Annotated in this window: 23 protein-coding genes; 8 read left to right on the forward strand and 15 right to left on the reverse strand. The window is 66.0% G+C overall.

The window, feature by feature from the left end:
• The first annotated feature begins 6 nt into the window (after nucleotides 1–6).
• On the forward strand, nucleotides 7–771 hold the full coding sequence (locus tag Q0R16_RS19220) for a hypothetical protein (RefSeq protein ID WP_366858059.1): 765 nt from the start codon (nucleotides 7–9) through the stop codon (nucleotides 769–771).
• A gap of 12 nt (nucleotides 772–783) precedes the next feature.
• On the opposite strand, the gene Q0R16_RS19225 is transcribed toward Q0R16_RS19220, so the two are convergent.
• Both Q0R16_RS19225 and Q0R16_RS19230 read right to left on the reverse strand, forming a co-directional pair.
• Nucleotides 784–1,209 (reverse strand): DUF983 domain-containing protein, encoded by a 426-nt coding sequence (locus Q0R16_RS19225; protein WP_295640179.1) that lies wholly within the window; start codon nucleotides 1,207–1,209, stop codon nucleotides 784–786.
• An 89-nt stretch (nucleotides 1,210–1,298) separates the two neighbouring features.
• Nucleotides 1,299–2,594, reverse strand: coding sequence for an Hsp70 family protein (locus Q0R16_RS19230; RefSeq protein WP_295640182.1), 1,296 nt, complete (start codon nucleotides 2,592–2,594; stop codon nucleotides 1,299–1,301).
• Nucleotides 2,595–2,855: 261 nt separating this feature from the next.
• On the opposite strand from Q0R16_RS19230, the gene Q0R16_RS19235 reads away from it, so the two are divergent.
• From Q0R16_RS19235 to Q0R16_RS19250, 4 genes are all read left to right on the forward strand, one after another.
• Complete coding sequence (locus Q0R16_RS19235; RefSeq protein WP_295640187.1) at nucleotides 2,856–4,379, forward strand: AMP-binding protein; 1,524 nt, start codon at nucleotides 2,856–2,858, stop codon at nucleotides 4,377–4,379.
• Nucleotides 4,380–4,516: 137 nt separating this feature from the next.
• Nucleotides 4,517–4,876: a hypothetical protein gene (locus tag Q0R16_RS19240; protein ID WP_295640190.1), complete on the forward strand. Its 360-nt coding sequence runs from the start codon at nucleotides 4,517–4,519 to the stop codon at nucleotides 4,874–4,876.
• A gap of 12 nt (nucleotides 4,877–4,888) precedes the next feature.
• Complete coding sequence (locus Q0R16_RS19245; RefSeq protein ID WP_295640193.1) at nucleotides 4,889–7,123, forward strand: SwmB domain-containing protein; 2,235 nt, start codon at nucleotides 4,889–4,891, stop codon at nucleotides 7,121–7,123.
• On the forward strand, nucleotides 7,123–7,788 hold the full coding sequence (locus tag Q0R16_RS19250; RefSeq protein ID WP_295640196.1) for a hypothetical protein: 666 nt from the start codon (nucleotides 7,123–7,125) through the stop codon (nucleotides 7,786–7,788). Before Q0R16_RS19245 ends, Q0R16_RS19250 begins: the two co-directional genes overlap by 1 nt.
• A 132-nt stretch (nucleotides 7,789–7,920) precedes the next feature.
• On the opposite strand, the gene Q0R16_RS19255 is transcribed toward Q0R16_RS19250, so the two are convergent.
• The 5 genes from Q0R16_RS19255 to Q0R16_RS19275 form a co-directional block, all read right to left on the reverse strand.
• The gene (locus Q0R16_RS19255; RefSeq protein WP_295640199.1) at nucleotides 7,921–9,396 is read right to left on the reverse strand and encodes an ammonium transporter; all 1,476 of its coding nucleotides are present in this window, start codon (nucleotides 9,394–9,396) and stop codon (nucleotides 7,921–7,923) included.
• 35 nt (nucleotides 9,397–9,431) lie between these two features.
• Nucleotides 9,432–9,770, reverse strand: a complete 339-nt coding sequence (locus Q0R16_RS19260; RefSeq protein WP_295640202.1) for a P-II family nitrogen regulator — start codon at nucleotides 9,768–9,770, stop codon at nucleotides 9,432–9,434.
• A gap of 206 nt (nucleotides 9,771–9,976) precedes the next feature.
• On the reverse strand, nucleotides 9,977–10,693 hold the full coding sequence (locus tag Q0R16_RS19265; protein WP_295640205.1) for an endonuclease/exonuclease/phosphatase family protein: 717 nt from the start codon (nucleotides 10,691–10,693) through the stop codon (nucleotides 9,977–9,979).
• Between the two features lie 38 nt (nucleotides 10,694–10,731).
• The gene (locus Q0R16_RS19270; protein ID WP_295640208.1) at nucleotides 10,732–11,289 is read right to left on the reverse strand and encodes a pyridoxamine 5'-phosphate oxidase family protein; all 558 of its coding nucleotides are present in this window, start codon (nucleotides 11,287–11,289) and stop codon (nucleotides 10,732–10,734) included.
• Nucleotides 11,286–12,155, reverse strand: coding sequence for an alpha/beta hydrolase (locus Q0R16_RS19275; RefSeq protein ID WP_295640210.1), 870 nt, complete (start codon nucleotides 12,153–12,155; stop codon nucleotides 11,286–11,288). The genes Q0R16_RS19270 and Q0R16_RS19275 overlap by 4 nt, the downstream gene beginning before the upstream one ends.
• 101 nt (nucleotides 12,156–12,256) lie before the next feature.
• Between Q0R16_RS19275 and Q0R16_RS19280 the strand changes: the two genes are divergently transcribed.
• Entirely contained in the window at nucleotides 12,257–13,516 is a 1,260-nt protein-coding gene (locus Q0R16_RS19280; RefSeq protein WP_295640213.1) for an MFS transporter, read from the forward strand.
• A 10-nt stretch (nucleotides 13,517–13,526) separates the two neighbouring features.
• On the opposite strand, the gene Q0R16_RS19285 is transcribed toward Q0R16_RS19280, so the two are convergent.
• On the reverse strand, nucleotides 13,527–14,393 hold the full coding sequence (locus tag Q0R16_RS19285; RefSeq protein ID WP_295640216.1) for an NAD(P)-dependent oxidoreductase: 867 nt from the start codon (nucleotides 14,391–14,393) through the stop codon (nucleotides 13,527–13,529).
• Between the two features lie 3 nt (nucleotides 14,394–14,396).
• On the reverse strand, nucleotides 14,397–15,920 hold the full coding sequence (locus tag Q0R16_RS19290) for a peptide chain release factor 3 (protein WP_295640219.1): 1,524 nt from the start codon (nucleotides 15,918–15,920) through the stop codon (nucleotides 14,397–14,399).
• Nucleotides 15,921–16,048: 128 nt separating this feature from the next.
• Between Q0R16_RS19290 and Q0R16_RS19295 the strand changes: the two genes are divergently transcribed.
• Nucleotides 16,049–16,570, forward strand: a complete 522-nt coding sequence (locus tag Q0R16_RS19295; RefSeq protein ID WP_295640222.1) for a VOC family protein — start codon at nucleotides 16,049–16,051, stop codon at nucleotides 16,568–16,570.
• The gene (locus Q0R16_RS19300; protein WP_295640225.1) at nucleotides 16,570–17,208 is read left to right on the forward strand and encodes a carboxymuconolactone decarboxylase family protein; all 639 of its coding nucleotides are present in this window, start codon (nucleotides 16,570–16,572) and stop codon (nucleotides 17,206–17,208) included. Before Q0R16_RS19295 ends, Q0R16_RS19300 begins: the two co-directional genes overlap by 1 nt.
• Here Q0R16_RS19300 and Q0R16_RS19305 read toward each other — a convergent pair.
• From Q0R16_RS19305 to rplT, 6 genes are all read right to left on the reverse strand, one after another.
• Entirely contained in the window at nucleotides 17,205–18,599 is a 1,395-nt protein-coding gene (locus Q0R16_RS19305; RefSeq protein WP_295640228.1) for a pyridoxal-dependent decarboxylase, read from the reverse strand. The two genes, Q0R16_RS19300 and Q0R16_RS19305, sit on opposite strands and share 4 nt — an antisense overlap.
• 57 nt (nucleotides 18,600–18,656) lie before the next feature.
• Entirely contained in the window at nucleotides 18,657–19,541 is an 885-nt protein-coding gene (locus tag Q0R16_RS19310) for an aldose 1-epimerase family protein (RefSeq protein ID WP_295640231.1), read from the reverse strand.
• Nucleotides 19,542–19,550: 9 nt separating this feature from the next.
• Nucleotides 19,551–21,992, reverse strand: coding sequence for a phenylalanine--tRNA ligase subunit beta (gene pheT, locus Q0R16_RS19315; RefSeq protein ID WP_295640234.1), 2,442 nt, complete (start codon nucleotides 21,990–21,992; stop codon nucleotides 19,551–19,553).
• On the reverse strand, nucleotides 21,989–23,089 hold the full coding sequence (gene pheS / locus Q0R16_RS19320; protein WP_295640237.1) for a phenylalanine--tRNA ligase subunit alpha: 1,101 nt from the start codon (nucleotides 23,087–23,089) through the stop codon (nucleotides 21,989–21,991). The genes pheT and pheS overlap by 4 nt, the downstream gene beginning before the upstream one ends.
• Before the next feature lie 33 nt (nucleotides 23,090–23,122).
• Nucleotides 23,123–23,890, reverse strand: coding sequence for a helix-turn-helix domain-containing protein (locus Q0R16_RS19325; protein ID WP_295640240.1), 768 nt, complete (start codon nucleotides 23,888–23,890; stop codon nucleotides 23,123–23,125).
• A gap of 279 nt (nucleotides 23,891–24,169) precedes the next feature.
• Nucleotides 24,170–24,532, reverse strand: a complete 363-nt coding sequence (gene rplT / locus Q0R16_RS19330) for a 50S ribosomal protein L20 (RefSeq protein WP_295640243.1) — start codon at nucleotides 24,530–24,532, stop codon at nucleotides 24,170–24,172.
• Nucleotides 24,533–24,742: the final 210 nt, after the last annotated feature.

Below are 24,742 nucleotides of genomic sequence, written 5' to 3' on the forward strand. Positions count from 1 at the left end.
AGGTTGATGATGACCCGCGAAGACCGGATTCAGGCCGCACTCAGCAAGGTTCCGGCGGTGACGCTCGGCTTCTGGGTGATCAAGGTGCTCGCCACCACGCTGGGCGAAACCGGGGCGGACTTGTTCACCCAGCAATACAAGATGGGCTACCTTGCCGGCATCGGCCTGTTCCTGACGCCGCTGGCGGTGCTGGTTGCCGCGCAGATCCGGGCCCGGCGGTTCCACCCGCTGCTCTATTGGGGCACGATAATCGCCTCGACCACGGCCGGAACTGCGTTGGCCGACTTCTTCGATCGTGACCTGGGCATCGGCTATACCGGTGGTTCGGCGATCCTGCTGGCTTGCGTGGTGGCTTCGCTGGCTGCTTGGCGGCTGACCTTGGGAACAGTCTCGGTTGCCAGCGTGAGCGAGCCGAAAGCCGAGATATTCTACTGGGTGACGATCACCTTCTCGCAGACGCTCGGCACCGCGTTGGGCGACTGGACCGCCGATGAAACCCCGCTCGGCTATCTCGGCAGCGCGGCGTTGTTCGGCGCCCTGCTGGCAGTGATCGCGCTGCTGTATTGGAAAACCGCCATCAGCCGCGTGGCGCTGTTCTGGGCGGCGTTCATCCTCACCCGACCGCTCGGCGCGACTGTAGGCGATTTCCTCGACAAGCCGCTGGCGCAGGGCGGGCTGGACCTGGGGCGCGACATGGCGACGCTGGTGCTCGTGATCGCAATCGCGTTGTGCCTGTGGCGCATTCCGCAGCGCGCGGGAGTGGCGCACTGAAGCTTGGTCCGATCAGGTCTGGCTGACGCTCGTCTTCAGGCGATCGGGCTTGAAGCCGTGCATCCCCAGCCACCACTGGCCGGCGATCACCGCGCCTTTGGCCGGTTGCAGCAGGCCCACGGTCAGCACCAGCGCGAAGGCAACGATGATCGCCCCCGCCAGCCAGGCCGGCAGCGCCGGAGCGAGCACCAGCCCCACGATCACCGGCGCCATCAGGTGGCCCGAAACCAGGATCGAAATGTAGGCCGGAAAATCATCGGCGCATTGCGGGGTCCAATCTTGCCCGCAAGCGGGGCACGCATCGATCGGCTTGAGATAGGCGCGGAACAGCTTCGCCTCGCCGCACCGCGGGCATTTGCCTTTCACGCCGCGCAGCAGCGCCGCCGGCATCGTCTGGGGTAGGTCGACAGCGCGCGCGAAGGCTGATGCGTGGTTCAATCGATGCACTCCTTCAAGCCGGTCGGATCCGGCAGGGCACGATTGCCATATGGCGCGCGCTGCGGCAGGCGCAAGTCCGCAAGATCGGTTCAGGCGTTCTCATCGTCGACCGGCGCCGCCCATGCGGCAATGTCCGGCTCCAGCCCGATCAACGCCAGGCCATGCGCGATCGAGGTCAATTCGTTGCCGCTTTCGATCTTGTGCGCGGCGAACCGCTCCTCGAAAATCCGCCGCACCGCCGGGATCAGCGACGATCCGCCGGTCAGGAACACGTGGTCGATCGCCTCGGACGTCAACCCGGCAGAGGCGATTGCCTGGTCGAGCGTTTCGGCGATGCGGCGCAAGTCCTCGGCGATCCAGCCCTCGAACGCCGCGCGCGACACATCGGCCTCGACTGCCAGCCCTGCGCCTTCAAAGCGGAATTGCGCCGAAGTCCCCGCCGAAAGCTGCTGCTTGAGCGTGCCGACCGCATCGTAAAGCGGATAGCCCAGTTCGTTCTCGACCACAGCGATCATCCGCCCGATCGCCGCGCCATCGATCGCAGTGCGGCGCAAGTTTTCGAGCGCATCGAGCGTGCGACGGTTGCGCATCAGCGCCAGCCGCGCCCAATCGCCGAAATCGGTGAAATAGCCGGCCGGGATGTCGAGCGTCTTGCCGAACGAGCGGTAGCTGCCGCCCTTGCCCAGCATCGGCAGCACCAACTGATCCATGATCCGGTAATCGAAGCGATCGCCCGCAATGCCGATGCCCGTCGCACCAAGCGGTGTGCAACGCTTTCGCGCGCCGGGTTCGGCTACGCGCACGATCGAGAAATCGCTGGTTCCGCCCCCGAAGTCGGCAACCAGCAGCGTGGCCGGTCTAGTCAGCCGCGAAGCGAAGCTGAACGCGGCGCCGAGCGGTTCATAGACGTAATGCAATTCGCGCCCGAACAATGCGAACATGCGATCGTAGCGCTGCCGCGCCAGCGCCGGATCGGGCCGCCCGCCCACGTATCGGACCGGGCGGCCGACCACCACGCGTTCGGGCAGGTTTGCCAGCGCATCGCCGCCATGCGCGATCAGGTGGCGCAGGAAGGTCTGGCCAAGATCTTCGAATTTGAGCGCCTTGCCGAAAATCTGCGCCTGGTCGAACGTGCTGCTGGCGGCCACCGATTTGAACGATTGCAGGAAGCGGCAGCCCTGCGGATCATCGAGAAATTCGGCGATCGCCCATGGCCCCGCGGCGTGTTCCAGCCCGCCGCGCATCGCGCCGTCCTGCCAGTAGCACAGCGCCGATCGGAACACCGGGCTTGCGCCATCGGGCCCCGCCAGGTCGACGAGCTGCGATGTGCCGGCGGCGCTCGAAATGGCCGCAACCGAATTGGTCGTGCCGAAATCGAAGCCCATGGCGGCGGATGGCGAGTTGGCAGGAATGGGGGAGGCCTTCCGGGACGCTGGGCAATTCAGGGGAGCGCGCGCGTAGGCGCAGCGCGTGCCGATGTCGAGGGCGGATCGGGTGCGGCTCGGTCACCAAATGCACAAAGCGTTGAATTTGGCAGGCGCGATGCGCATGGTCCGCAACTTGAAAAAGGGGAAAACCTGTTGGACGCGCCACAATCGCAAGCATCGGCCATGCCGGGACTGACTCAGGGAATCCATCGCGGGCGGATGTTGCGGCCGGAGCACCTGGCCGTGATCGACGGCGAGCGCAGCTTCACCTGGAACCGGTTCGCCGATCGCGTGGCCCGGCTCGCCGGCGCGTTCCAAAGCCACGGGCTGACCCACGGCGGACGGGTGCTGCTGCTGGCGCTCAACAGCCATCGCTCGCTCGAATGCTTTTACGCCGCGATGTGGGCGGGCGGCGTGATCGTACCGCTCAACCACCGGCTGTCGCGGGGCCAACTCGCCGCGCAAGTGGCCGACTGCGCGCCCGACCTGATCGTGCTGGGCGAAGACTTCGCCGCGATGGCAACCGATTTGCGCGCCGGCGTGGACAGCGTGCGCAGTGTCGTCCAAGCCGGTGACGGAACGGCCCCGGTGGGCATGGCATCGTACGAAAGCGCGCTTGCAGACGCGCGGCCGGTGCCCGACGCGGGCCGCAGCGGCGATGATCTGGCCTGCCTGCTCTATACCAGCGGCACCACCAGCGCGGCCAAGGGCGTGATGCTGAGCCACACCAACTTCATCGCCAACACCGCGAACACTGTTTCGGAACTGGGCTTGTCGGAGCAGACCGTCCACCTCCATCACGGCCCATTGTTCCACGTCGCGGCGGCGGCGCGGCTGTTTTCGGTGACTCATGCGGCGGGTTGCCATGTGTTCCTGCCGCGTTTCGTGGCCGCTGATGTCATCGCCGAAATCGAGCGCAGCGGCATTACGCACGCCACGTTCGTGCCGACGATGTTCCGCGCCATGCTGGATGATCAGGCGCTGGCCGGCAGCACTTTGCCCAGCTTGCAGGTGATCTCCTACGGTTCGGCGCCGATGCCCGAAGCGCTGCTCGACGAGATGATGCGCGCGTTGCCGGGCGCCCGCTTCGTGCAATCCTACGGCATGACCGAATTGTCACCGGTGGTCACGATGCTGGGCTGGCGCGATCACTTGCCCGAACGGCGGGCCAGCGGAGTCTTGCGCTCGGCTGGGCGGCCTGTGCTGTTCGCGCGAGTCGCCGTCTTCGGCCCTGATGACCAGCCGCTCGCCGCCGGCGAAGCGGGCGAAATCGTCGCGCGCGGGCCGAACGTGATGCAAGGCTACTGGAACCGCCCTGCACTGACCGCAGAGGCGCTGCGCAACGGCTGGATGCACACCGGCGACATCGGATACTTCGATTCCGCCGGCTATCTCTACGTAGTCGACCGGTTGAAGGACATGATCATCAGCGGCGGCGAGAACGTCTATTCGCAGGAGGTCGAGAACGTGCTCAGCCTCCATTCGGCGGTATCGCAATGCGCGGTGCTGGGGCTGCCGCACCCGCACTGGGGCGAATCGGTTCACGCCGTGGTGACGCTCAAGGCCGGTGCCGCCACCACGCCCGAAGCGCTGATCGCGCACTGCCGGGAGCGGATCGCGCACTACAAGTGCCCGCGCTCGATCGAAATCCGCGAGCTGCCGATGCCGCTCAGCGGCGCGAACAAGATCCTGAAATCAACGCTGCGCGATGAGCATCTGGCCAGGACGCCCAGCCCGACCTGACCCTGCCTCACGGCCCCATGCGCCTTGATGGGTTTCATCTCCGCTGTCCTACACGCTTTGCCCGATCCTAGATCGCGCGATCGGTTGCCGTCCGAGTCCGGCCAGTTCGATCGACGTTTTCGAAGGAGTGCAGAGCGATGCCCAACACGATTCAGGTTCCCGCGGGCTTTGCTCCGCTCATATCGATGGCCTTCGGCGCCATCGGCAGCGATGCCGTTGCGGTCGATCCCACACACCCGCTGCCCGCAGCCGACGCCAACAGCGCGGCCATCACCGCACCTGGCGCGGTCACGCCCAGTGACAGCGCCACGTTTATCGCGCCCCGGCTGGGCCTGACGCTGCTCGTTACCGTCGCGGGCAATGTCGTGATGGCCTTCGGCAACGGCGCCACGATCGTGGTGCCGGTGCTGTCCGGGGTCAACGTGCTGCCGTTCGCGCCGGTGCAGATCAAGGCCACCGGCACCACCGCCACCGCCACCTATTTCCTGAACAACTGAGGGGCACCCACCATGGCCTATCTGCTTCAACCACCAGGCTCGGGTTCGGGCGCACAGGGACCGGCCGGCCCAGCAGGCCCGCAGGGACCGCAAGGCCCAGCAGGTGCAACCGGCCCCGCCGGCCCGACCGGCGCGGCGGGGCCGCAAGGCGTGTCTGGTGCCGCCGGTAGTGCCGGCGCGGCGGGCGCTGTTGGCCCCGCCGGACCCGCTGGCCCGCAAGGTCCGGCCGGAAGCGCCAACCTGCCGATCGCCATCGCTTTCGCCAGCACAGTGCCGTTCACGCAGAATGCGCAGATGCCGCGCCAGCAGGTGCGCAACGCGGTGTCGTTTTCCGCCAACACCGCCGGCGCGGTGCTTGGCGCTACGGTCGAGACCTCGCTGGTGGCCGATGGGATCAATCCGCCCAGCTTCACCGGGTTCAAGGAATGGGGCGGGTCGGCCGGCTATCTCAACACCGCAGGCACTGTGAACTACCTGCAGATGCGGTTCGACGGGCTCGATTATACCTACAGCGTGGTCCAGGTGATCAACCCGGTCGCCGCTCCCGTGCTGACCGGGGCCAGCGCGAACAGCGGGCAGAACACCGTGGCGCTGACTTATTCGAAGGCACTCAACGCCGCGCAGGTTCCGGCCGCTGCGGCTTTCGCGCTGACCAATTCTGGCGGCACGCAGACCGTATCGAGCGTGGTTATTTCCGGCTCGACCATCACGCTGACCACCAGCCGCACGATGGCGAGCACCGATGCGGTGGCGCTGGCCTACACCCCGCCCACTGCCAATCCACTCGCCAGCAGCGACGGTGAAAATGCCGGCGCGGTTGCGGCATTCGCGGTTCCGGTTGCCACCACTGGCGCACCGGCCAACACCGTGGCGCCCACGCTGTCGAGCACCACCGCGACCACCGGCAGCGCGCTGAGCGTGACCACCGGCACCTGGTCGAACAGCCCGACCGGGTTCACCTATCAGTGGTTCTACACCGATACCAACGCGGCCATTTCCGGCGCGACGGCAGCGGGCTACACACCGATTGCGGGCGACGTGGGCCACACGCTCAAATGCATCGTAACCGCCACCAACGGCTCTGGCTCGGTTTCGGCGCCATCCAACGTCACTGCCGCAACGGTCGCGCCGCCGGCACCTTCCAACACCGTCGCGCCGGCGCTTTCGACCACCACGGTCGTAGTCGGATCGGCGATCAGCGTCACCACCGGCACCTGGACCGCCAACCCTACCGGGTTCGCATACCAGTGGGCTTATGCCGATACCTCCGCCGCGATCAGCGGGGCCACGACAGCGGGCTACACGCCCGTTGCCGGCGACGTCGGGCACACGCTCAAGTGCACCGTCACCGCCACCAACGCCAATGGATCGGCAGCGGCCGTGTCCAACACGTCGAGCGCGGCGGTGGCCGCGGCCGCACCGGTCAACACCGTCGCGCCCGCGCTGTCGACGACATCGCCCACGCAAGGCAACTCGGTTACCGTCACCACCGGCACCTGGAACGGCAGCCCGACCGGCTTCACCTACCAATGGTTCTATGCCGATACGTCGGCCACGATCGGCGGCGCGACCGCGTCGAGTTACACCCCGGTGGCGGGCGACGTGGGACACACCTTGCGCGTGACAGTGACCGCGACCAACGCCAACGGATCGAGCGCGACCGGCTCGAACACATCGGGCGCGGTGACTGCGACGGCGTCGGCGGCTTTCGCGCAGTTCGTCACCAAGAATGCCGCGATGGTCGAAACGGCCAATGGCGGCGGCGGCTTCAACTATGGACCGGCGGCCGGCGGGGGCAACTTCGGCAGTGGCTTCGGCTATGGCGTGACTGGCACCAGACTGGCGGCTGCCACAGCGAGCGGGTACATCCAGGCCAAGGTCGGATCGCTCGGCGCTAGCGGCGGCTTCATGCTCGGGCTTCAGGCCGTGAGCACGCTGGGCACCAACGCCAACTACACCACCTTCAAGTACGCGATGTACACCAATGGCTTTGCCGGCAATTGGACGATCGTGAGCAACGGCGGGGGCGGCGTTGGAGCACAAACGGGGGTGGCGATCGCGGCCAACGACCTGGCGCGCGTCCGCAAGGGTTCGGGCAATGTGTTTGCCGAAGTCTCGAAGGATGGCGGATCGACCTGGACCACGATCTACACCTGGACCGGCGTGGCCAGCGAGGACTTGTGGGGCGGTGGCCTGGGTGACGAGCCGCAGGAAGTGGTACAGCCGCAGACGCTGGGCTTCGCCTGATGCGGCGCTTTTCGGTCCCGCCGCTGAAGGCCTCGGCCACGGTCAAGGTGGTGTTCGACGGCAATTCGCTGGTGCAAGGGGTGGGCGCGACGTCCACCCCGCTGCCCACCGCATTCGCTGCGCTGGTGCCCGGGTTGGCGAGCGTGTCCAACCTGGGCGGCAGCGGGCGCAACTGGCGGCAGATGAACGGGCTCGACGGCGGGACGTCGTCCGCGGTCGATGCGGCGTTCGATGCGGCGAAAAAGAACGTATTGTTCGCCTGGGAAACCACCAACAGCGTGTTCAATGCCGGGCGGACCGCGGCGCAGACGATACAGGACGCAGCCGACTACATCGCAGCGCGAAGGCTTGCGCATCCCGGCTGGCGGATCGTGTTGCTGACCAGCATCCCGCGCCAGCCCGGCCTGACGCAGAACCAGACCATGGCCACCGTCGACGCCGCGTTCCTGGCCAATTACCGTGCGATGGGCGCCGATGCAGTGGTCAATGTGCGCCGCGCGGGATCGTACTTCAACTTTGCCGACTATTCCGACGCCACGTTTGCCAATGACCCCAGCGGCTACTGGTTCGAGGCAGCGGGCGGACGCGTGCATTTGCGCGATCCGGCGTACCAGTTGATCGCCGGTTGGTGCCGCGAGGCGTTCAAACGGCTGCGCTCGCGGTAAACAAAAAGCGGCCGGAGCGCGTGAGCACTCCGGCCGTAGTATGTTCGCAGGAGGAACATGGTTTGGCGGGGTTCGGGTAGAGAGGGAGAGGATCGCTTCCCCAAACCCCGCCAAGCTGGGTAACTGTGTAACTCAGTAGTTGTAGGCGCGTTCGCCGTGTTCGGTGATATCGAGGCCTTCGCGTTCGGAGTCCTCGGTCGGGCGCAGGCCCAGCAGCTTGTCGATGGCGAAGAACAGAACCGCCGAGACGCCGCCAGACCACACCAGCGTGATCAGCACCGCCTTGAGCTGGGTCAGCATCTGCCCGGACATATCGTAAGTGCCGGGAACCGCGGGGAACTTCGTGTAGTCGATCCATCCGGCACCGCCGAGCGAAGGCGCTGCGACGATACCGGTGGCCAGCGCCCCGAAGATCCCGCCGATGCAGTGGACGCCGAACACGTCGAGCGTATCGTCGTACTTGAACGCATTCTTCACGGTGGAGACGAAGATGAAGCACAGCGGCGACACCAGCAGACCCATGATGATCGAGGTCATCGGCGAGGCATAACCCGACGCCGGGGTGATGGCGACGAGACCCGCCACCGCACCCGAAGCCGCACCCAGCATCGAAGGCTTGCCGTGCTTGATCTGGTCGACCATCGCCCAGCTGAAGGCGGCAGCCGCGGTCGCCACGAAGGTGTTGATGAAGGCCAGCGCAGCGCCGCCGTTGGCTTCGAGGTTGGAACCGGCGTTGAAGCCGAACCAGCCCACCCACAACAGCGAGGCGCCGATCATGGTCATGGTCAACGAGTGCGGCGGGGTGGCTTCACGGCCGAACCCGATGCGCTTGCCGATCATCAGGCAGCCGACCAGGCCGGCGATGCCCGCATTGATGTGAACGACGGTGCCGCCGGCGAAATCGAGCGCGCCGAGGCCATAAAGGTAGCCCGCGTCGGTCGGTGCCTTGGCCAGGAAGTCGGGGCCGGCGAAGTACCACACCATGTGCGCGATCGGGAAATAGACGATCGTCATCCACAGCACCATGAACACCATCAGCGGCCAGAACTTCACGCGTTCGGCGAAGCTGCCGACGATCAGTGCCGGGGTGATGCACGCGAACGTCATCTGGAAGATCACGTAGACGTATTCGGGCAGGTACACGTTGTTCGAGAACGTGGCGGCGTAAGTCGAAGTGCTCACGCCCTTGAGGAAGGCCTTGGAAAGCCCGCCCACGAACGGCGAACCGCCGGTGAAGGCCATCGAATAGCCCCAGCCGCACCACACCAGCGCGGCGATCGACACGATCATGAACACCTGCATCAGCACGCTGAGCATGTTCTTGGTGCGCACCAGGCCGCCGTAGAACAGCGCGAGCGCGGGCACGCTCATCATCAGCACCAAGGCCGACGAAACGAGCATCCAGCTTACATCGCCCTTGTTGACCATGGTGGCCATCTGCTCGGCGGTCGGCGTCTCGATCAGCTTGGGAGCGGCGGCGGCAGCGGCCGTCGCCACGCCAGAAGCAGCGGCGGAAGCGGACGCGGCTGCGTCCTGGGCAAAAGCGGCGGTGGAAACAATGAGCGATGTGCCCAGTGCGCCCGCGCCGCAAATCAGTTTGCGGATCATTGTGGTACCCCTCACATGAATGGTGGCGCTGGTCGTCACAGGGCCGTGTCGCCCGTTTCGCCGGTGCGGATGCGGGTGGCCGAAGCCAGATCGAGCACGAAAACCTTGCCATCGCCGATCGCGTCGGTGCTGGCAGCGTGCAGGATGGTTTCGACCACTTGCGGTGCCAGTTCGTCGCTCGTGGCGATTTCGATCTTAACCTTGGGCAACATGTTGGTCGAATACTCGGCGCCGCGATAGATCTCGGTCTGGCCCTTCTGTCGGCCGAACCCCTTCACCTCGGACACCGTCATCCCGGCAACGCCCAGCGACGAAAGCGCTTCACGCACTTCGTCGAGCTTGAACGGCTTGATGATGGCGATGACGAATTTCATTCACGCCCCCTGTTTAATGTTTGGCCACAATACGGTCACACCGAACGGGCGCTACGTATCCGGCGCATGCCGGCATCAGGACAAAAGCAAGGCTTGTGCCATTTGAGGGGAATCCCGCAATTTCAGCGAATGGTAGAAGGTGCTGCGCGCAACGGCGTTGCGCCGCCCGCCCGAGTCTTGGGCAAAATGCGAATGTTGCCTAGTTTTTAGGCAGCAACCAGCGTCAGCTTCGCCCATACCGGCAAGTGGTCCGACCCACCTTGCGCCAATGCGCTGGCATGGACGCCGAGCGCTTCGACGTGCCAGTGCGGCGTGGTCACGATCCGGTCGAGCTGCGCGATCGGCCGGCGCGCGGGAAAGCTGTGGCCGGGCGCCAGAACCGTCAGCTTGGGGCCGAATGCGCCCAGCGCGCCGCGCCGGGGAGACCATTCGTTGAGATCGCCCATCGCCACCGAGGGCCGCGCGCCATCGCGATGCAGGTGCGCGCAGACCGCTTCGATCTGGTGCCGCCGCCGCAGGCCCGACAGATCGAGATGCATCGCGGCCACCTGGAATCGCCGGCCCTTGTGCGCCAGTTCCGCGCAGATAGCGCCGCGCGGTTCGAGCGTGGGCAAGGCGATCGCCTCCACCCCGATCGTCTCGATCTCGCGGCGCACCAGCAGCACGTTGCCGTGCCACCCCAGGCTGGCATGGCGTGTTCGCGGAGAAACCGCTCGCCACGGGCTGTGGTCTTCGAGCAGCCGGCGCGGAATCACCGATTCGCGCGTGCCGAAGCGCATATCGACTTCCTGCAGCGCAATCACGTCGGCGCCGTGTTCGCGATCGATCTCGCGCAGGATCTCGAGGATGCGTTCGGGATTGCGACGGCGGTCGCCGCCCACCGCCTTGTGGATGTTGTAGCTGGCAAAAGTCAGGCGCGTCACGCCTCTGGAAGCTGCGGCTGCGGGATTTGGTTCCGGAGTCAATTGCCTTCGATGAACCGCTCGGTCGGCCGCGTCGGCAGTCCGTCGATGCTGCGGGTGCGGCCGCCGGTCTTGGCCATCCACTTCGCTTCATCGGCCTGCGCGTGGTATTTCGCGAGCGCTTCGCGCTCCTTGGTCACGGTCATCAGCGGAACGCCCCAGCCACAACTGGACTGCACGCTCTCGACCGTCATGTCGAAGATCTGGCGGGTGCCGCGCAGCAGGTCGAAGTGCGCGGCCAGCTCATCCCAGTCGGCGTCCTGCGGCAGCACCGGGCGGGCCCGGCCATAAATGCGCAGGATCAGCGCGGGCTGTTCGAAATTGGTCATCATCACGGTGATCCGCCCGTCGGCCATAAGGTGCGCGTGAGTTTCGTTGCCCGAACCACCCATGTCGAACCACGCCACGCGCTTGGGCCCCAGTACGCGGAAGCTGTCATAGCCCTTGGGGCTGAGGTTGATCCGCCCCTCGGCCGCGGCGGTGGCGACGAAGAACACGCTTTGTTTGGCGATCATCGCGCAGTGGCTGTCGTTCAGGGCATCGAAGAAATCCATCACAGGAACTCCCTGAGCGTGGTGACGAAGCGGTCGAACTGGTCATGGTGCAGCCAGTGCCCGGCGTTCTCGAACTCGATGATCTCGGCGCTGTGGAAATGCCGCAACCGGCCGTCCTTCGCGGGGTTCGAGGCCCAGCTATCGGCGCCGTAAAGCAGCAGCGTCGGGCATTTGATTGCGCTCCACATATCCTCGATCCCCACGCGTTCGGCATCGTGCGGCTGCCAGTTATTGAGGTGCGGATCGAACTTCCAGCTATAGGTCCCGTCCTCGTTGCGGTTGACGCCGTGCACCGTCAGGTGCCGCGCCTGCGCTTCGGTAAGGTAGGTGTTTTCCTCGCGCATCCGCGCCAGCGCCTGTTCGATCGTGGCATAGCGGCGCGGCACACGGCCTGCCGACTTGTGCTTCTTTTCGACCCATTCGCGCAGGCGTTCGCGGTAAGGCGTCTTTTCGGTCTCGGCCTGGACCGCGGGCGAAGGCCCCAACCCCTCGATCACCACCAGCTTGCTCACCAGTTCGGGAAACAGCGCCGCCACGCGCAGGCACACGTTGCCGCCCATCGAATGCGCCACGATCGTCACCGGCGACTTGTCCAGTTGCCGGATCATCTGCACGACATCGTAGATCATGTCGGTCGCGGTATAATTGCCGTCGGATACCCATTCGCTGTCGCCATGCCCGCGATGATCCATCGCCACGCAGTGCCAATCGTCGCGCAAGGCCTGCGCCACCCAGTCCCAGTTGCGGCAATGATCGCGCCCGCCGTGCACCAGCAGCAGCGGCGTTTTATCCGCATTGCCCCAGTCGACGTAATGCAGCCGCAGCCGCTGCGAGATGAAGCTTTGCGAGGTGGGTCCGAGCATGGTCATGGCAGCAGTCAGTCGCGCCTCGCAGGTTGGAATGCAAGTGTCCGCACCGAACTTTGCAGCCTGCTTGCCATGCAGAAGCAACCCCGCCACAAGTGGTCGCAATGGAAACCACCGCCAGCGCTCGCCCGCAATCCCAGCCCCAACCCGGAATCGTGCTGGCCATGCTGTTGCTGGTCTATACCTTCAACTTCCTCGATCGGCAGATCCTGTCGATCCTGGCGCAAGGCGTGAAGGCCGATCTCCACCTGACCGACACGCAGCTCGGCATGCTGGGCGGACTGGCTTTCGCTGCGCTCTATTCCACCTTGGCGATCCCGCTTGCGCTGCTGGCCGACCGCACCAGCCGAAGCTGGGTCATCACAGTATCGCTGGTGGTGTGGAGCGGCTTTACCGCGCTGTGCGGCACCGCGCAGTCGTTCACCCAGATGTTCCTGTTCCGGCTGGGCGTGGGGGTGGGCGAAGCTGGCGGCGTGGCGCCCAGCTATGCGATCATTTCCGACTATTTCCCGCCCGAACGCCGCGCCCGCGCGCTGGCGATCTATTCACTCGGCATCCCGCTCGGCGCGGCGGGCGGGATGCTGCTCGGCTCGTGGATCGCGCAAGCGGTCGACTGGCGCACCGCCTTCGTAGCGGTGGGGCTTGCCGGCATCGTGATCGCGCCATTCTTCCGCTGGCTGGTGCGCGACAAGCCACGCCCGGTGCTCGCTGCGGGCTCGGTGCCGGTTGCCCGCGTATTCCCGATCCTGGCCGCCAAGCCGAGCTTCTGGCTGCTCGCCTTCGGCGCCGCGTCGAGTTCGACCGCAGGCTATGGTGCCGGGTTCTGGCTGCCGAGCCTGATGCAGCGGTCGTACGGGCTGAGCGTGCTCGAAACCGGCCGGTTCTTCGGCGCGATCCTGCTGATCGGCGGGGTCAGCGGGATGTTTGCCGGCGGTGTGCTGGCCGATCGGCTCGGCCGCAAGGACAAACGCTGGTACGCCCGCCTGCCCGCGCTGTGCTTCTTCGGCGGAGCCCCGCTGTACCTGGCGGGCGTCCTCTCGCACAACGCGACCACCACGTTCCTATTCTTCCTGATCCCGCAGGCGCTGGTTTACACCTGGCTCGGCCCGGTCACCACCGCGGTCCAGCACATGGTGCCTGCGCACATGCGCGCCACCGCATCGGCCTCGTTCCTGATGATCAACAACCTGATCGGGCTGGGCCTCGGCTCATGGACCATCGGCGCGGTGTCCGAGGCGCTGGCCCCGACGTACGGCGCCGAGGCGCTGCGCTACGCCATAGCATCGGCGATGGGGCTTTACGTGCTGGCAGGCGTGCTGATGCTGCTCGGCAGCCGCAGCCTGAGGCGCGACTGGGTGGATTGAAGTGGACGCCTTACGTGGCTTGTGCCGCACCGCAGCGGTTGCGCCACGAGCGGCTGGGCGCATAGCCGATCGCTTCGCGCGCTGCGGCGCTCGATAGCAGCGATGCGTCGCCGGTCAGGTCGTCGGCCAACGGCACGGTCGGGAAATGTTCGGCCATCAGCGCGCGCGAATCCTGGCCGGCCACGTTGTCCGCCGCCGCGATGATCAGTGCGCGGTGGCCGGTGTGCGTGGCCTCCAAAGCCAGCCGGCAGGCATCGGCGGCATCCTCGGCATCGACATAGCCCCACAGGTTCCATTTGCGGCTGGCCGGATCGGCCTGGATCGTCGGAATCGCTGCGTAGTCCTCCGCCGAATAGACGTTGGAGAAGCGCAGCGAGGTGATCGCCATTTGCGGATGCCAGCGCGCGAACTGCCCGGCCATTTCCTCGCCGAGCACTTTCGACAGTGCGTAAGACCAGTTCGGCTTCAGCGGATGCGCTTCAGTCACTGGCGCGAATTCGGGCGGCTCTGCGAAAGGCAGGCCAAGGATCGTCTCGCTCGACGCCCAGACCACCTTGTTTATCCCCAGCCGCGCTGCCGCCGAGAACACGTTGTAAGTGCTCATGGTATTGACCCGGAACGCGGCCTCATCCGTCGTGGTGCCGGGCATCGGAATGCCGGCGAGGTGCAGCACCGCATCGAATCCGCGCGCCGCCGCGTCCACGCCCGACAGCGCGCCCATTACTGCGCCGAAATCGCTGCAATCGAGCCGTACGGTGGCATCGCCGTAAGTCGAGGCACTGAGGTCGAACCCGGTCACCCGGTGCCCCGCCGCCTTCAGCACGCGCATCGCCACGCAGCCGAGCTTGCCGCTGCTGCCGGTCACCGCGATCTTCATCGCCTATCGCTCCTTCGTCGCGCTAAACGTCAGCTCCGGGTTGCGTTCCTGTTGGTAGCTGACGTCCCAGGCCGATCGCGCCATGAACACCGGGTCGCCGTCGCGGTCCTTGGCCAGGTTCGACTTGTTGAAGTCGGTGAAGCCCTTGAGCGCCAGATCGCTGCCCTTGATCCAGCGCGCGGTGTCGAACGGCGATGGTTCGAGCACGGCCTCGACCTTGTATTCGGCCTCCAGCCGCGAGATCAGCACTTCCAATTGCAACTGCCCGACCACGCCGACGATCCACTGCGCGCCGATCTCGGGATAGAACACCTGGATCACGCCCTCTTCGGACAGATCGTCGAGCGCCTTGCGCAATTGCTTGGTCTTGGTCGGGTCCTTCAACTGCACGCGGCGCAGGATTTCTGGCGCAAAATTCGGCAGCCCGGTGAAGCGCACCTGGTTGCGCTCGCTCAGCGTATCGCCCACCCGCAGCGTGCCATGGTTGGGGATGCCGATGATGTCGCCGGCCTCGGCGGTGTCGGCCAGTGCGCGGTCCTGCGCGAAGAACAGGATCGGCGAGTGGACCGCGATCGGCTTGCCCAGCCCCGACGGCGTCAGTTTCATGCCGCGCTTGAACGTGCCCGAAACCATCCGCATGAAGGCAATGCGGTCGCGGTGCTGCGGGTCCATGTTGGCCTGGACCTTGAACACGAAGCCGGTCACCTCGTCGCGATCGGGCGCGATCACGCCCTGCTCGCTGGGTTGCGGGCGCGGCGGCGGCGCCCATTTGGCGATGGCGTCGATCAGGTCCGCCACGCCGAAATTCTTGAGCGCCGATCCGAAGAACACCGGGGTCATGTCGCCGCTGCGGAAGGCCTCAAGATCGAATTCGGGGTAGCCGATCCGGCCGAGCTCGATTTCCTCGGCGAATTCCTCGGGCATCACCGGGTCCACATCGATCTTGCCGAGGAACTCGCGGCTGTCGCCCGTAGGCCGGCTGACTTTGCCCGTGGCGAATTCGAGCACGCCTTCGAACTGCCCGCCCATGCCGATCGGCCACGATTGCGGGCTGACGTCGAGCGCGAGCGCATCGGCCACTTCGTCGAGAATCTCGAACACCGGCCGGCCTTCGCGATCGACCTTGTTGATGAAGGTGATGATCGGCACCGAGCGCATCCGGCACACTTCGAACAGCTTGCGCGTCTGCGGTTCGATGCCTTTGGCCGCATCGATCACCATCACCGCCGAATCGACCGCGGTGAGCGTGCGGTAGGTGTCCTCAGAGAAATCCTCGTGGCCCGGGGTATCGAGCAGGTTGAAGGTGATGTCACCTCTGGTGAACGTCATCACGCTCGACGTCACCGAAATCCCGCGCTGCTGCTCGATCTTCATCCAGTCCGACCGCGCGCGCCTTGCCTGGCCGCGCGCCTTTACCTCGCCCGCAAGGTGGATTGCGCCGCCCTGGAGCAACAGCTTCTCGGTCAGCGTGGTCTTGCCGGCGTCGGGGTGCGAGATGATGGCGAATGTACGGCGCGAGGATGTCATGGCCGCGCCCTAGAACATCGCCAAGGGTGGGGAAAGGGTGCGGCGCCGGTCAATCCGTTTGACGAAATGCCACGGAATGCGCAGCATCGGCCCAAGCGGGGCAATCCCGAGAGACTGGAGAGGCCGCGATGAAGACGCTGGGCATCAATCACATCGCGCTGGTCGCGCGCGACATGGTCGAAACCGTGAAATTCTACACGCAAGTGCTCCAGATGCCGCTGGTGAAGACGGTGCAATTGCCCGACGGCGGTCAGCATTTCTTCTTCGATTGCGGCGGCGGATCGTCGGTGGCGTTCTTCTGGTGGAAGGACGCGCCGGCCGCAGCCCCCGGCATAGCATCGGTCCGTCAGTTTCCCGTCGATGCGATGACCGCGGTCGGATCGATGAACCACCTGGCGTTTCACATGGCCGAGGACGAACTCGACGCCGCAATCGCGCGGCTGAAGCAGGCCGGGGTCAAGGTCCTGCCGATGGTCGTCAACCACGACGATAGCGAGGCGACCGTCAGCGCCACGAAGCACGAAGGCGTGTTCGTGCGCTCGGTCTATTTTACCGACCCCAACGGCATCATGATGGAATTCGCCGCAAGTACCCGGGAGTTTGGCCCCGCAGACGTCCGCCACGCGCCCGCGATGGCGGAATCCGCCTGATGCCCCGGCTGCGGCTGATCCCGCGCGCGGAGGCGACCGCAGACATCGTCAAGCGCGCCTATGCGCTGCTTTTCGGGGAGCGCGATCCAGTCACCCAGCCGGGCACCGCGACCGGAACGCCGGGCGATTGGTGGCCGACATTCGCCAATTCGCCCGATGTGCTCAAGCACGCGATGCAGGGCTTCGGCTTCTACCGCGATCCTGCGCGACAGATCGATCCGGCCTTGCGCGAACTGGCACAGACCTGGGCCGGCTGGGCGGTGGGTAGCCAGTTCGTTTTCTCGCAGCATTGCAAGTCGTTGCGCGGCGCGGGCGTGAGCGAGGACAAGATTACCGCGATTCCCACATGGCAGACCGCAATCTGCTTCGATGCCAAAGAACGGCTGGTGCTGGCTTATGCCGATCGGCTGGTGATGCACCGCGGCCGCGTGCCCGATGCGCTGTTCGCCGAGTTGAAAGCGACCTTTTCCGACGAGCAAATCCTGGAACTGACGTACGTCACCTGCATGTACGACATGCACGCGGTGATGAGCAAAGCGCTCCGCACCGAATTCGATGATCGCGACGACCCGATTGTCGAAGTCCCCGCCCCGGCCAAATTTTCGGCCACCGACTTCCTCGACACCGGCCGGCGCTAACCGCCGCGCACTTGCGCCAGGCAGCGCAGCACCGAGGCGATCGTGAGGTCCGCGTCCGCCATCGTCGTCGCGCACGATGAGACCGACACGCGCATCACCCATTGCCCGCGCCACTGCGACGAACCGATATAGGCCACCGCATCGGCCTGCACCGCCGCGACAACCGCCAGCGTCACCGCGTCGTCATCGTCGAAGCGCAACATGAACTGGTTGAGCGTGACCGGGCTGACCAGCGTAACGCCCTGCTCGCGCCCCAAGGTGTCGCCCATGTGCGACGCGATCGCGCAGCATCCTTCGACCATCTCGGCGATCCCCGCGCGGCCGAATTGTCGGATCATCGCCCAGGTGGCAAAGCCGCGCGCGCGGCGCGACAATTCGGGGACATAGGCCGAAGGGTCGCGCTCGAATTCGCCCGGTGGCGGCAGGTAGCTCGCCGAAACCGCCATCGCGCGGCGGTGCGCATCGGCATCGCGCACGATCGCGAAGCCACAATCATAGGGCGTCTGCAGCCACTTGTGCCCGTCTGTCGCCCAGCTATCGGCCAGTTCCACCCCGCGCGTCAGATGCGCCCGCGCCGGCGCAGCCTGCGCCCACAGGCCGAATGCGCCATCGACGTGAAGCCACCCACCCGCCTCGCGGACGATCGGCGCGATCGCTTCGAACGGATCGCAAGCGCCCGTGTTGATCTGCCCGGCTTGCGCGATCACCAGCGGCGGCCGCGCGCACGCTGCCACCGCCTCGGCCAGCGCATCGGGCAGCATCCGCCCGGTATCGTCGCTCGCCACCGCCACCACCCGTCGCGCGCCCAGCCCGAGCAGCTTGAGCCCGACAAACACCGTCGCGTGCGCATCCGCGCCGATCAGCACCGGCAGTTCGGGCGCGCCGAACAGCCCGTCGGCCTCGACGTCCCAGCCCTGCCGTCGCAGCAATTCGCTCCGCGCCGCGCCAAGGCAGATCGTGTTGGCCACGGTGGCGCCAGTGGAGAACCCGACCGACGATTCGCGCGGCAGACCGAGCAGATCGAGCAACCACCCCGCCGCCACCGCTTCCACCGCCGAAGCCGCCGGCGCCGCGCTGACATTGGCCGCGTTCTGCCCCCAGGCCGAGGCGAGCCAGTCGGCCGCTACCCCGGTCGGGTGCGAATTTCCGATCACCCAGCCAAAGAAGCGCGGCCCGGTCTGCGCGCGGATGCCTGGGGTGGCGTGTTCGGTCAGTTCGGCGATGATCGAGGCTGGATCGCCGCCTTGCTCGGGCACCGGCGCGGCAAAGGCGGCGTGGATCGCGGCGTAACCGGCCACCGGAGTGCGCTCGGCGGCGGCGGTTTCGCGGCGATAGGCAATCGCGGTGCGTGCGGCGAGTTCGAGCGCGGATACTTCTGCAGGTTCGGTCATGCGGGCGGTCCTAGCGGGTCGGGAGCCTGCACCCCAACCCGAAACGTGTGGCCAAATTCAGGCGGGCCTGACGGTCACATCCATCCGGAACGAGCGCGCGGCGCCGGGCGCCAGTTCCATGACCCCCGGCTTGGCGCGGAAATCGCCATCATGGCCCACCGGATCGGCAATGCCCGCCCACGGTTCGATGCACAGATAGTCCGCGCCGGGCTTCTGCCACACGCCCAGCATCGGGCAATCGGGCCAGGCGAGAGCGAGCCACGAACCGCCCTCCGCGCCGAAACTGGCGGCGCGGCTGGATAGCCGGTCCCAGATCAGCGCGTCGGGTTCGAACAGTGCGGGCGTGGGTGTGAGTTCGCGTCCCACGACCGGCGTCGGCTGCGGATTGGGCAGCAACAGGCCGCTCGCCGAATCGATGCGGCGGATCGGCGCGGGCTCATCGCACTCGAACACAAGCCGGTGCGCATCCTTGGCCGCGCCTCCGGGCAAGGGCCACGCAAACGCCGGGTGGAAGCCGAAGCTGAACGGCAGCGGCGCAGGGCCTGCGTTGGTGACCATGGCCGTCATCCGCAGTGTCATGCCTTCCAGAGCGAAGGCCAGATCGAGCTGGAATGCGAATGGATAAGCCGCGCGTGAGGCCGCGCTGTCGGTGAAGCGCAATGTGGCCGATGCCTCGTCCTGCGCCACCACGTCGAACCGAGCACCCCGCGCCAAACCGTGCTTGGGTATCGCATATTCGCGCCCATCGAGCCGGTAGCGCCCATCGCGCACCGCGCCCACGATCGGGAACAGGACCGGCGCGTGGCCGATCCAATACGCCGGATCAGCGTCGGTCATGTATTCCGCACCGCTCGAGTCGGTGAGCGACCACAATTCGGCGCCGAGCGGGTTGATCCGCGCGGTGAGGCTGTCCGATGAGATGCTGATCAGGTCATCAGCCATCGTCGCTCCCTACCCGCGCAGCACCGCGCCCAGCTTGACCGCGGCCGCAACCACGCGCTCGGCGATCGCCTTCAACGCGGCTTCGTCGAAGCTTTTGTCGACCGGCTGGAGCGTGACCTCGATGGCCAGTGACTTCTGCCCGTCGGGTACACCCGCGCCCTTGAACGCATCGAACACCCGCGCGCCCACAATCGCCACCTTGTCCGCGCCGCGAACGCTGCGCACCAGGTCAGCGGCGGGCAGCGTATCGGGCACCAGGAACGCGAAATCGCGGCGCACCGGCTGGAGCGGTGGCGGCGCGTAGGCGGGACGTGCAAAGACGGAAGCGCCCTTCTTCGCCGGGATGGAATCGAGGAACAGTTCGAACGCGGCCAAGGGCGAGGCGATGTCGAACTGCTTGAGCAGCGCGGGGTGCAGCATCCCGAACCGCGCCAGCACCGTCTTCGGCCCAAGCCGCAAGGTGCCCGACTGTCCGGGGTGAAATTGCGATCCTGCCTCACCCAAAACTTGCAGGTTATCGACCGGCGCGCCCGCCTCAGCCAGCAGCGCCATCGCCTCGGCCTTGGCATCGAAGGCGTCAAAAGGCACGGCCCTGCCCGCCTGCCAGCCGCGCTGTGATTTCTCGCCCGCCAACACGCCGCCGAGCGTCAGCCGTTCATCGCTATGGCCGCCATCGCCGCGCAGATAGCGCCGCCCGATCTCGAACAGCCGCAGCGAATCGAGCCCGCGCGCCAGGTTGTGCCGCGTCGCCATCAGCAGACCGGGCAGCAATGAGGGGCGCATCACCTTCATGTCGTCGCTGATCGGGTTGGTCAGGCTCCAGAGGCCACCGTTACCGTCCGCAAAGGCATCCGCCTCGGCTTGCGGCAGGAACGACCACGTCACCGCCTCGTTCAACCCGCGCGCCGCCGCCGCACGGCGCACCCGGCGTTCGAGCCGCTGGACGGGGGTGGCAGTCGGCTTGGCCACGCCATCTGCGCGGGTCAGCGGCGTGGACGGCACCGCATCGAGACCGTGGACGCGCACCACTTCTTCGACCAGATCGGGCGCGCCATCGACATCGCCGCGCCAAGTAGGGACGATAACATCCCAACGTCCGTCGAGATTGTCGGCCATGAACTCGCCGAACTCATCGTTCGTCAGTATTCCGACGTGAAAACCCAATTTGTTCAATATTTGAAATTGTTCGCGTCGGGGCACATCGATCCCGCCGAGCCGCAATGTCAGCCCCGGATCGAACCCGACCACCTTTGCCGCAGCCGGCGGTGTACCCGCGCGGATCACCTGGCTCGGCTCACCGCCGCAGATCTCGAGGATCAGCGCGGTGAGCAGGTCGAGCCCGGTGTCGAGGAACGCCGGGTCCACGCCGCGCTCGAACCGGGTGCGCGCGTCCGAGGTGAGCGCCAGCGCCTGCCCGGTGCGCGCGATGTTGGCGGGTGTGAAGTAGGCGACTTCGAGCAGCACATCGCGGGTGTGTTCGGAGCACCCCGAATGCTCGCCGCCCATGATGCCCGCGACGTCGTGGACACCGTTGGCATCGGCGATCACGGTCATGCTGCGGTCGAGCAGGGAATGCTTGCCGTTGAGCGTGGTGACGCCCTCGCCATCGCTGGCGCGCCGAGCAACCACCGCGCCCGACAACTGCGCCAGGTCATAGGCGTGCGCGGGGCGGCCATAGGCGAGCATCACGTAGTTGGTCACGTCGACAAGCGCCGAGATCGGGCGCTGTCCCGCCGATTTCAGCCGCGCCTGCATCCATTCGGGGCTGGCGCCGTTGGTCACGCCGCGGATCACGCGGCCGTAGAACGCCGGGCAGCCCTCGGGGTCATCGGTGCGGATTTCGGTCGGACAGGCGAATTTGCCCTCGTGCCGCGCGGGCGCGACCGGCTTGAGCGTGCCCAGCCCCGCTGCCGCGAGATCGCGCGCGATGCCGTAAACGCCCATGCAATCGGGCCGGTTGGGGGTAATCGCCACGTCGAACACCGGGTCGCTGCCCTGGTAATCCGCGAACGATTGGCCGATCGGCGCATCGGCGGGCAGTTCGATGATCCCGTCATGGTCCTCGCCCAGGCCCAGTTCGCGGGTCGAGCACATCATGCCGTTCGATTCGACTCCGCGAATGGCAGATTTGCGCAGTTCCATGCCGTTGGCCGGCACTACCGCGCCGGGCAGGCCCAGCACGCCGATCATGCCCGCGCGGGCGTTGGGGGCGCCGCACACGACTTGCAACGGCTGGCCGGAACCGACGTCGACCGACAGCACTTGCAGCTTGTCTGCCTGCGGGTGCTTCTCGGCCGTCAGCACGCGCGCCACGCGGAACGCGGACAACGCCGCCGAGGCGTCATCCACGCCTTCGATCTCCAGCCCCAGCGAGGTGAGCTTTTCAGCGATCTGCGTCACGTCGGCGGTGGTGTCGAGGTGGTCCTTCAACCACGAGAGCGAGAACTTCATGCCCGCACTCCCGTTCCGCCGGACAAGGTCGGCACGTCGAGTGCGCCGAAGCCGTAATGCCCGAGCCACCGCGCATCGCCATCGAAGAACGCGCGCAAATCATCCATCCCGTACTTGAGCATCGCCAGCCGATCGACGCCCACGCCAAACGCAAAGCCCTGCCATTCGTCGGGATCGAGCCCGCCCATTTCGATTACGCGCCGGTTGACCATGCCGCTGCCGAGCAGTTCCATCCAGCCTTCCGTGCCGCCCAGCACACGCCGAGCTTTCCCATCTTGGCCGTTGACCAGCGTGTAGCCGACGTCGACCTCCACCGATGGTTCTGTGAACGGGAAGTAGCTCGGGCGCAGCCGCAAGACGATGTCGTCACGCTCGAAGAACGCCTTGAGGAATGTCTCGAGCGTCCACTTGAGGTGCCCCAGGTGGATGCCGCGATCGATCACCAACCCCTCGACCTGGTGGAACATCGGGGTGTGCGTGGCGTCGCTGTCCGAACGATAGACCCGGCCCGGCGCGATGATCCGCAGCGGCGCGCCTTCAGCCAGCATCGTTCGGATCTGCACCGGCGAGGTGTGCGTGCGCAGCAGCATCTTGCGCCCCGCTTCATCTTCATCAGGGAAATAGAAAGTATCGTGCATCGCCCGCGCCGGGTGCGTTTCGGGCATGTTGAGCGCAGTGAAGTTGTGCCAGTCGTCCTCGATCTCGGGCCCAGTCGAAACCGCGAAGCCCATGTCGGCGAAGATTTCGGCCAGTTCGTCCATCACCTGGCTGACCGGGTGAATCGAACCGCGCGGGGTGGTTGGTGCCGGCAGCGACAGGTCGATGCGTCCGGCTGCGAGCCGCGCTTCCAATTCGGCGCTTTCGAGCGCGGCCTTGCGCGCGGTGATCGCGCCGCCAACGGCTTCGCGCACCGCGTGGATGCGCGGGCCTTCGGCGCTGCGCTGTTCGGGGGTCATGCCGCCCAGCGCCTTGAGCAGCGCGCTGATCCAGCCGGCCTTGCCCAGCGCCCCCACGCGGATTGCCTCCACCGCATCGGGAGTGGTCGCGGCGGCAAGTGCGGCCAGCGTATCGGCCTGTTGTTGATCTAGGTCAGTCATGGCGCAGCCGCTAGCGGTAAAGCGGGCCTCTATTCAACCCCTGCCCGGCAAATGCAGCGCCTGAACCGCCGCGCCTGCCGCCTCCTGGCGTGCCTTCATCACCCCGCCCAGCACCGGGTGCGGAATTCCGGCGTATTCGCTCGGGCTCATGCCCATGAAGGCGTGGAAGTCCCGGACGAACTGGGCCTGATCGTGGTAATGGCTGTCGATGGCGCCGATCCAGCGGAGCGACGGGTCCAGCATGTATTGCGCCAAGCTACGCATGAAGCGCTGGCGGCGCAGCAGCAGGCGGGGCGGGAAGCCGAAGTGCTTGCGGCACAACCGTTCGAGCGTGTGCGACGGCAGGCCCGCAGCTTCACCCATTTCGGCGACGGTGGAGATATCCTCGTCGACCAGTGCTTCGTGGCAAGCGACGATGCGTGCTTCATCGGGCACCAGACCGTGCATCCTTGCGGCGAAGTGCGCCTCGATCCGCGCCAGTTCGGCTGCCTCGTCGGGTTCGGGGCCGAATACCTCGTCGATCAGCGAACTGAACGGCGCCAGCGCGGGTTCGGCGTGGCTGTCGAAGATGCGGTTGGCATAATCGTGCGCTGGCACCCCCATCAGCCGTGCCCAGCCGAGCGGTAGCAACCCCACACCCCAAAACCGCACTGTGCTCACGGTGAAGCGCACGGTGGTGCTGGTCGGCCCGGTAAACGGCGCCATGGCTTTTCCATAGCGCGATCCGGCCAGTTCTGAATCGAAGAAATCGCCCGAACAGATCCGCAAATTAGCCCATTCCGGATGCAACCAATCGGTCACCCGGCCGCCGTCGGGAACGGTGATTTCGGTGATGTAAAAGGTTGTGAAATGCGGTCGCAATGCCTCGGAAGGCAGATAGAATCGCACTCTGACGTCGCAGACGTTAGGCACTTCGCAGCAATTCCTTCGACCCGTTGCCGAAGAGATTAATCACAAATGAATGATTCCAAAAGCGGCAATGCAGGCTAGGCCATCGATCACGGCATGCGGTGCTGCAAACAAACGAAAAAGGGCGCCGACCAGGCTGGTCGACGCCCTTTTTCAATCGTTTGCCGAAGCTTATGCCGCTGGAAGCGCGGCCTTGGCTGCGGCGATCACGGTTGCGAAAGCGGCGCCTTCGTTCATCGCGAGGTCGGCCATGATCTTGCGATCGAGCGTCACACCGGCCAGCTTCGCGCCGTGGATGAACTGTGAATAGGTCAGCCCTTCGGCGCGGACGGCGGCGTTGATACGCTGGATCCACAGTGCGCGGAAGGTGCGCTTCTTTACCTTGCGATCGCGGTAGGCATACTGGCCGGCCTTTTCGACCGCCTGCCGCGCGACGCGGATGGTGTTCTTGCGACGGCCCCGGTAACCCTTGGCCTGTTCGAGAATGTTCTTGTGCTTGGCGCGGGTGGTAACACCCCGTTTGACGCGTGCCATAATCTAGTACTCCGCAATTTGTTAAAGCCGAAACTTCGTTTCGGAGCCTGTTCCGTCCCGCTCCCCCGGCCCAACCACCCATTTAAGGTACCCTGTGGGTGGTTGGGCCGGGGGAACGGGACGGAACAGGCTCCGAAACGAAGTTTCGGCTTTAACAAATTGCGGAGTACTAGATTATGGCACGCGTCAAACGGGGTGTTACCACCCGCG

Source organism: Novosphingobium sp. (assembly GCF_025351285.1).
GTDB lineage: Bacteria > Pseudomonadota > Alphaproteobacteria > Sphingomonadales > Sphingomonadaceae > Novosphingobium.

Coding starts and splice junctions, on each gene's coding strand:
- Q0R16_RS19220 (WP_366858059.1), top strand. CDS start 7: ATGATGACCCGCGAAGACCGGATTCAGGCCGCACTCAGCAAGGTTCCG.
- Q0R16_RS19230 (WP_295640182.1), bottom strand. CDS start 2,594: ATGGGCTTCGATTTCGGCACGACCAATTCGGTTGCGGCCATTTCGAGC.
- Q0R16_RS19235 (WP_295640187.1), top strand. CDS start 2,856: ATGTTGCGGCCGGAGCACCTGGCCGTGATCGACGGCGAGCGCAGCTTC.
- Q0R16_RS19240 (WP_295640190.1), top strand. CDS start 4,517: ATGCCCAACACGATTCAGGTTCCCGCGGGCTTTGCTCCGCTCATATCG.
- Q0R16_RS19245 (WP_295640193.1), top strand. CDS start 4,889: ATGGCCTATCTGCTTCAACCACCAGGCTCGGGTTCGGGCGCACAGGGA.
- Q0R16_RS19250 (WP_295640196.1), top strand. CDS start 7,123: ATGCGGCGCTTTTCGGTCCCGCCGCTGAAGGCCTCGGCCACGGTCAAG.
- Q0R16_RS19255 (WP_295640199.1), bottom strand. CDS start 9,396: ATGATCCGCAAACTGATTTGCGGCGCGGGCGCACTGGGCACATCGCTC.
- Q0R16_RS19260 (WP_295640202.1), bottom strand. CDS start 9,770: ATGAAATTCGTCATCGCCATCATCAAGCCGTTCAAGCTCGACGAAGTG.
- Q0R16_RS19275 (WP_295640210.1), bottom strand. CDS start 12,155: ATGACCATGCTCGGACCCACCTCGCAAAGCTTCATCTCGCAGCGGCTG.
- Q0R16_RS19280 (WP_295640213.1), top strand. CDS start 12,257: ATGGAAACCACCGCCAGCGCTCGCCCGCAATCCCAGCCCCAACCCGGA.
- Q0R16_RS19285 (WP_295640216.1), bottom strand. CDS start 14,393: ATGAAGATCGCGGTGACCGGCAGCAGCGGCAAGCTCGGCTGCGTGGCG.
- Q0R16_RS19290 (WP_295640219.1), bottom strand. CDS start 15,920: ATGACATCCTCGCGCCGTACATTCGCCATCATCTCGCACCCCGACGCC.
- Q0R16_RS19295 (WP_295640222.1), top strand. CDS start 16,049: ATGAAGACGCTGGGCATCAATCACATCGCGCTGGTCGCGCGCGACATG.
- Q0R16_RS19300 (WP_295640225.1), top strand. CDS start 16,570: ATGCCCCGGCTGCGGCTGATCCCGCGCGCGGAGGCGACCGCAGACATC.
- Q0R16_RS19305 (WP_295640228.1), bottom strand. CDS start 18,599: ATGACCGAACCTGCAGAAGTATCCGCGCTCGAACTCGCCGCACGCACC.
- Q0R16_RS19310 (WP_295640231.1), bottom strand. CDS start 19,541: ATGGCTGATGACCTGATCAGCATCTCATCGGACAGCCTCACCGCGCGG.
- pheT (WP_295640234.1), bottom strand. CDS start 21,992: ATGAAGTTCTCGCTCTCGTGGTTGAAGGACCACCTCGACACCACCGCC.
- pheS (WP_295640237.1), bottom strand. CDS start 23,089: ATGACTGACCTAGATCAACAACAGGCCGATACGCTGGCCGCACTTGCC.
- rplT (WP_295640243.1), bottom strand. CDS start 24,532: ATGGCACGCGTCAAACGGGGTGTTACCACCCGCGCCAAGCACAAGAAC.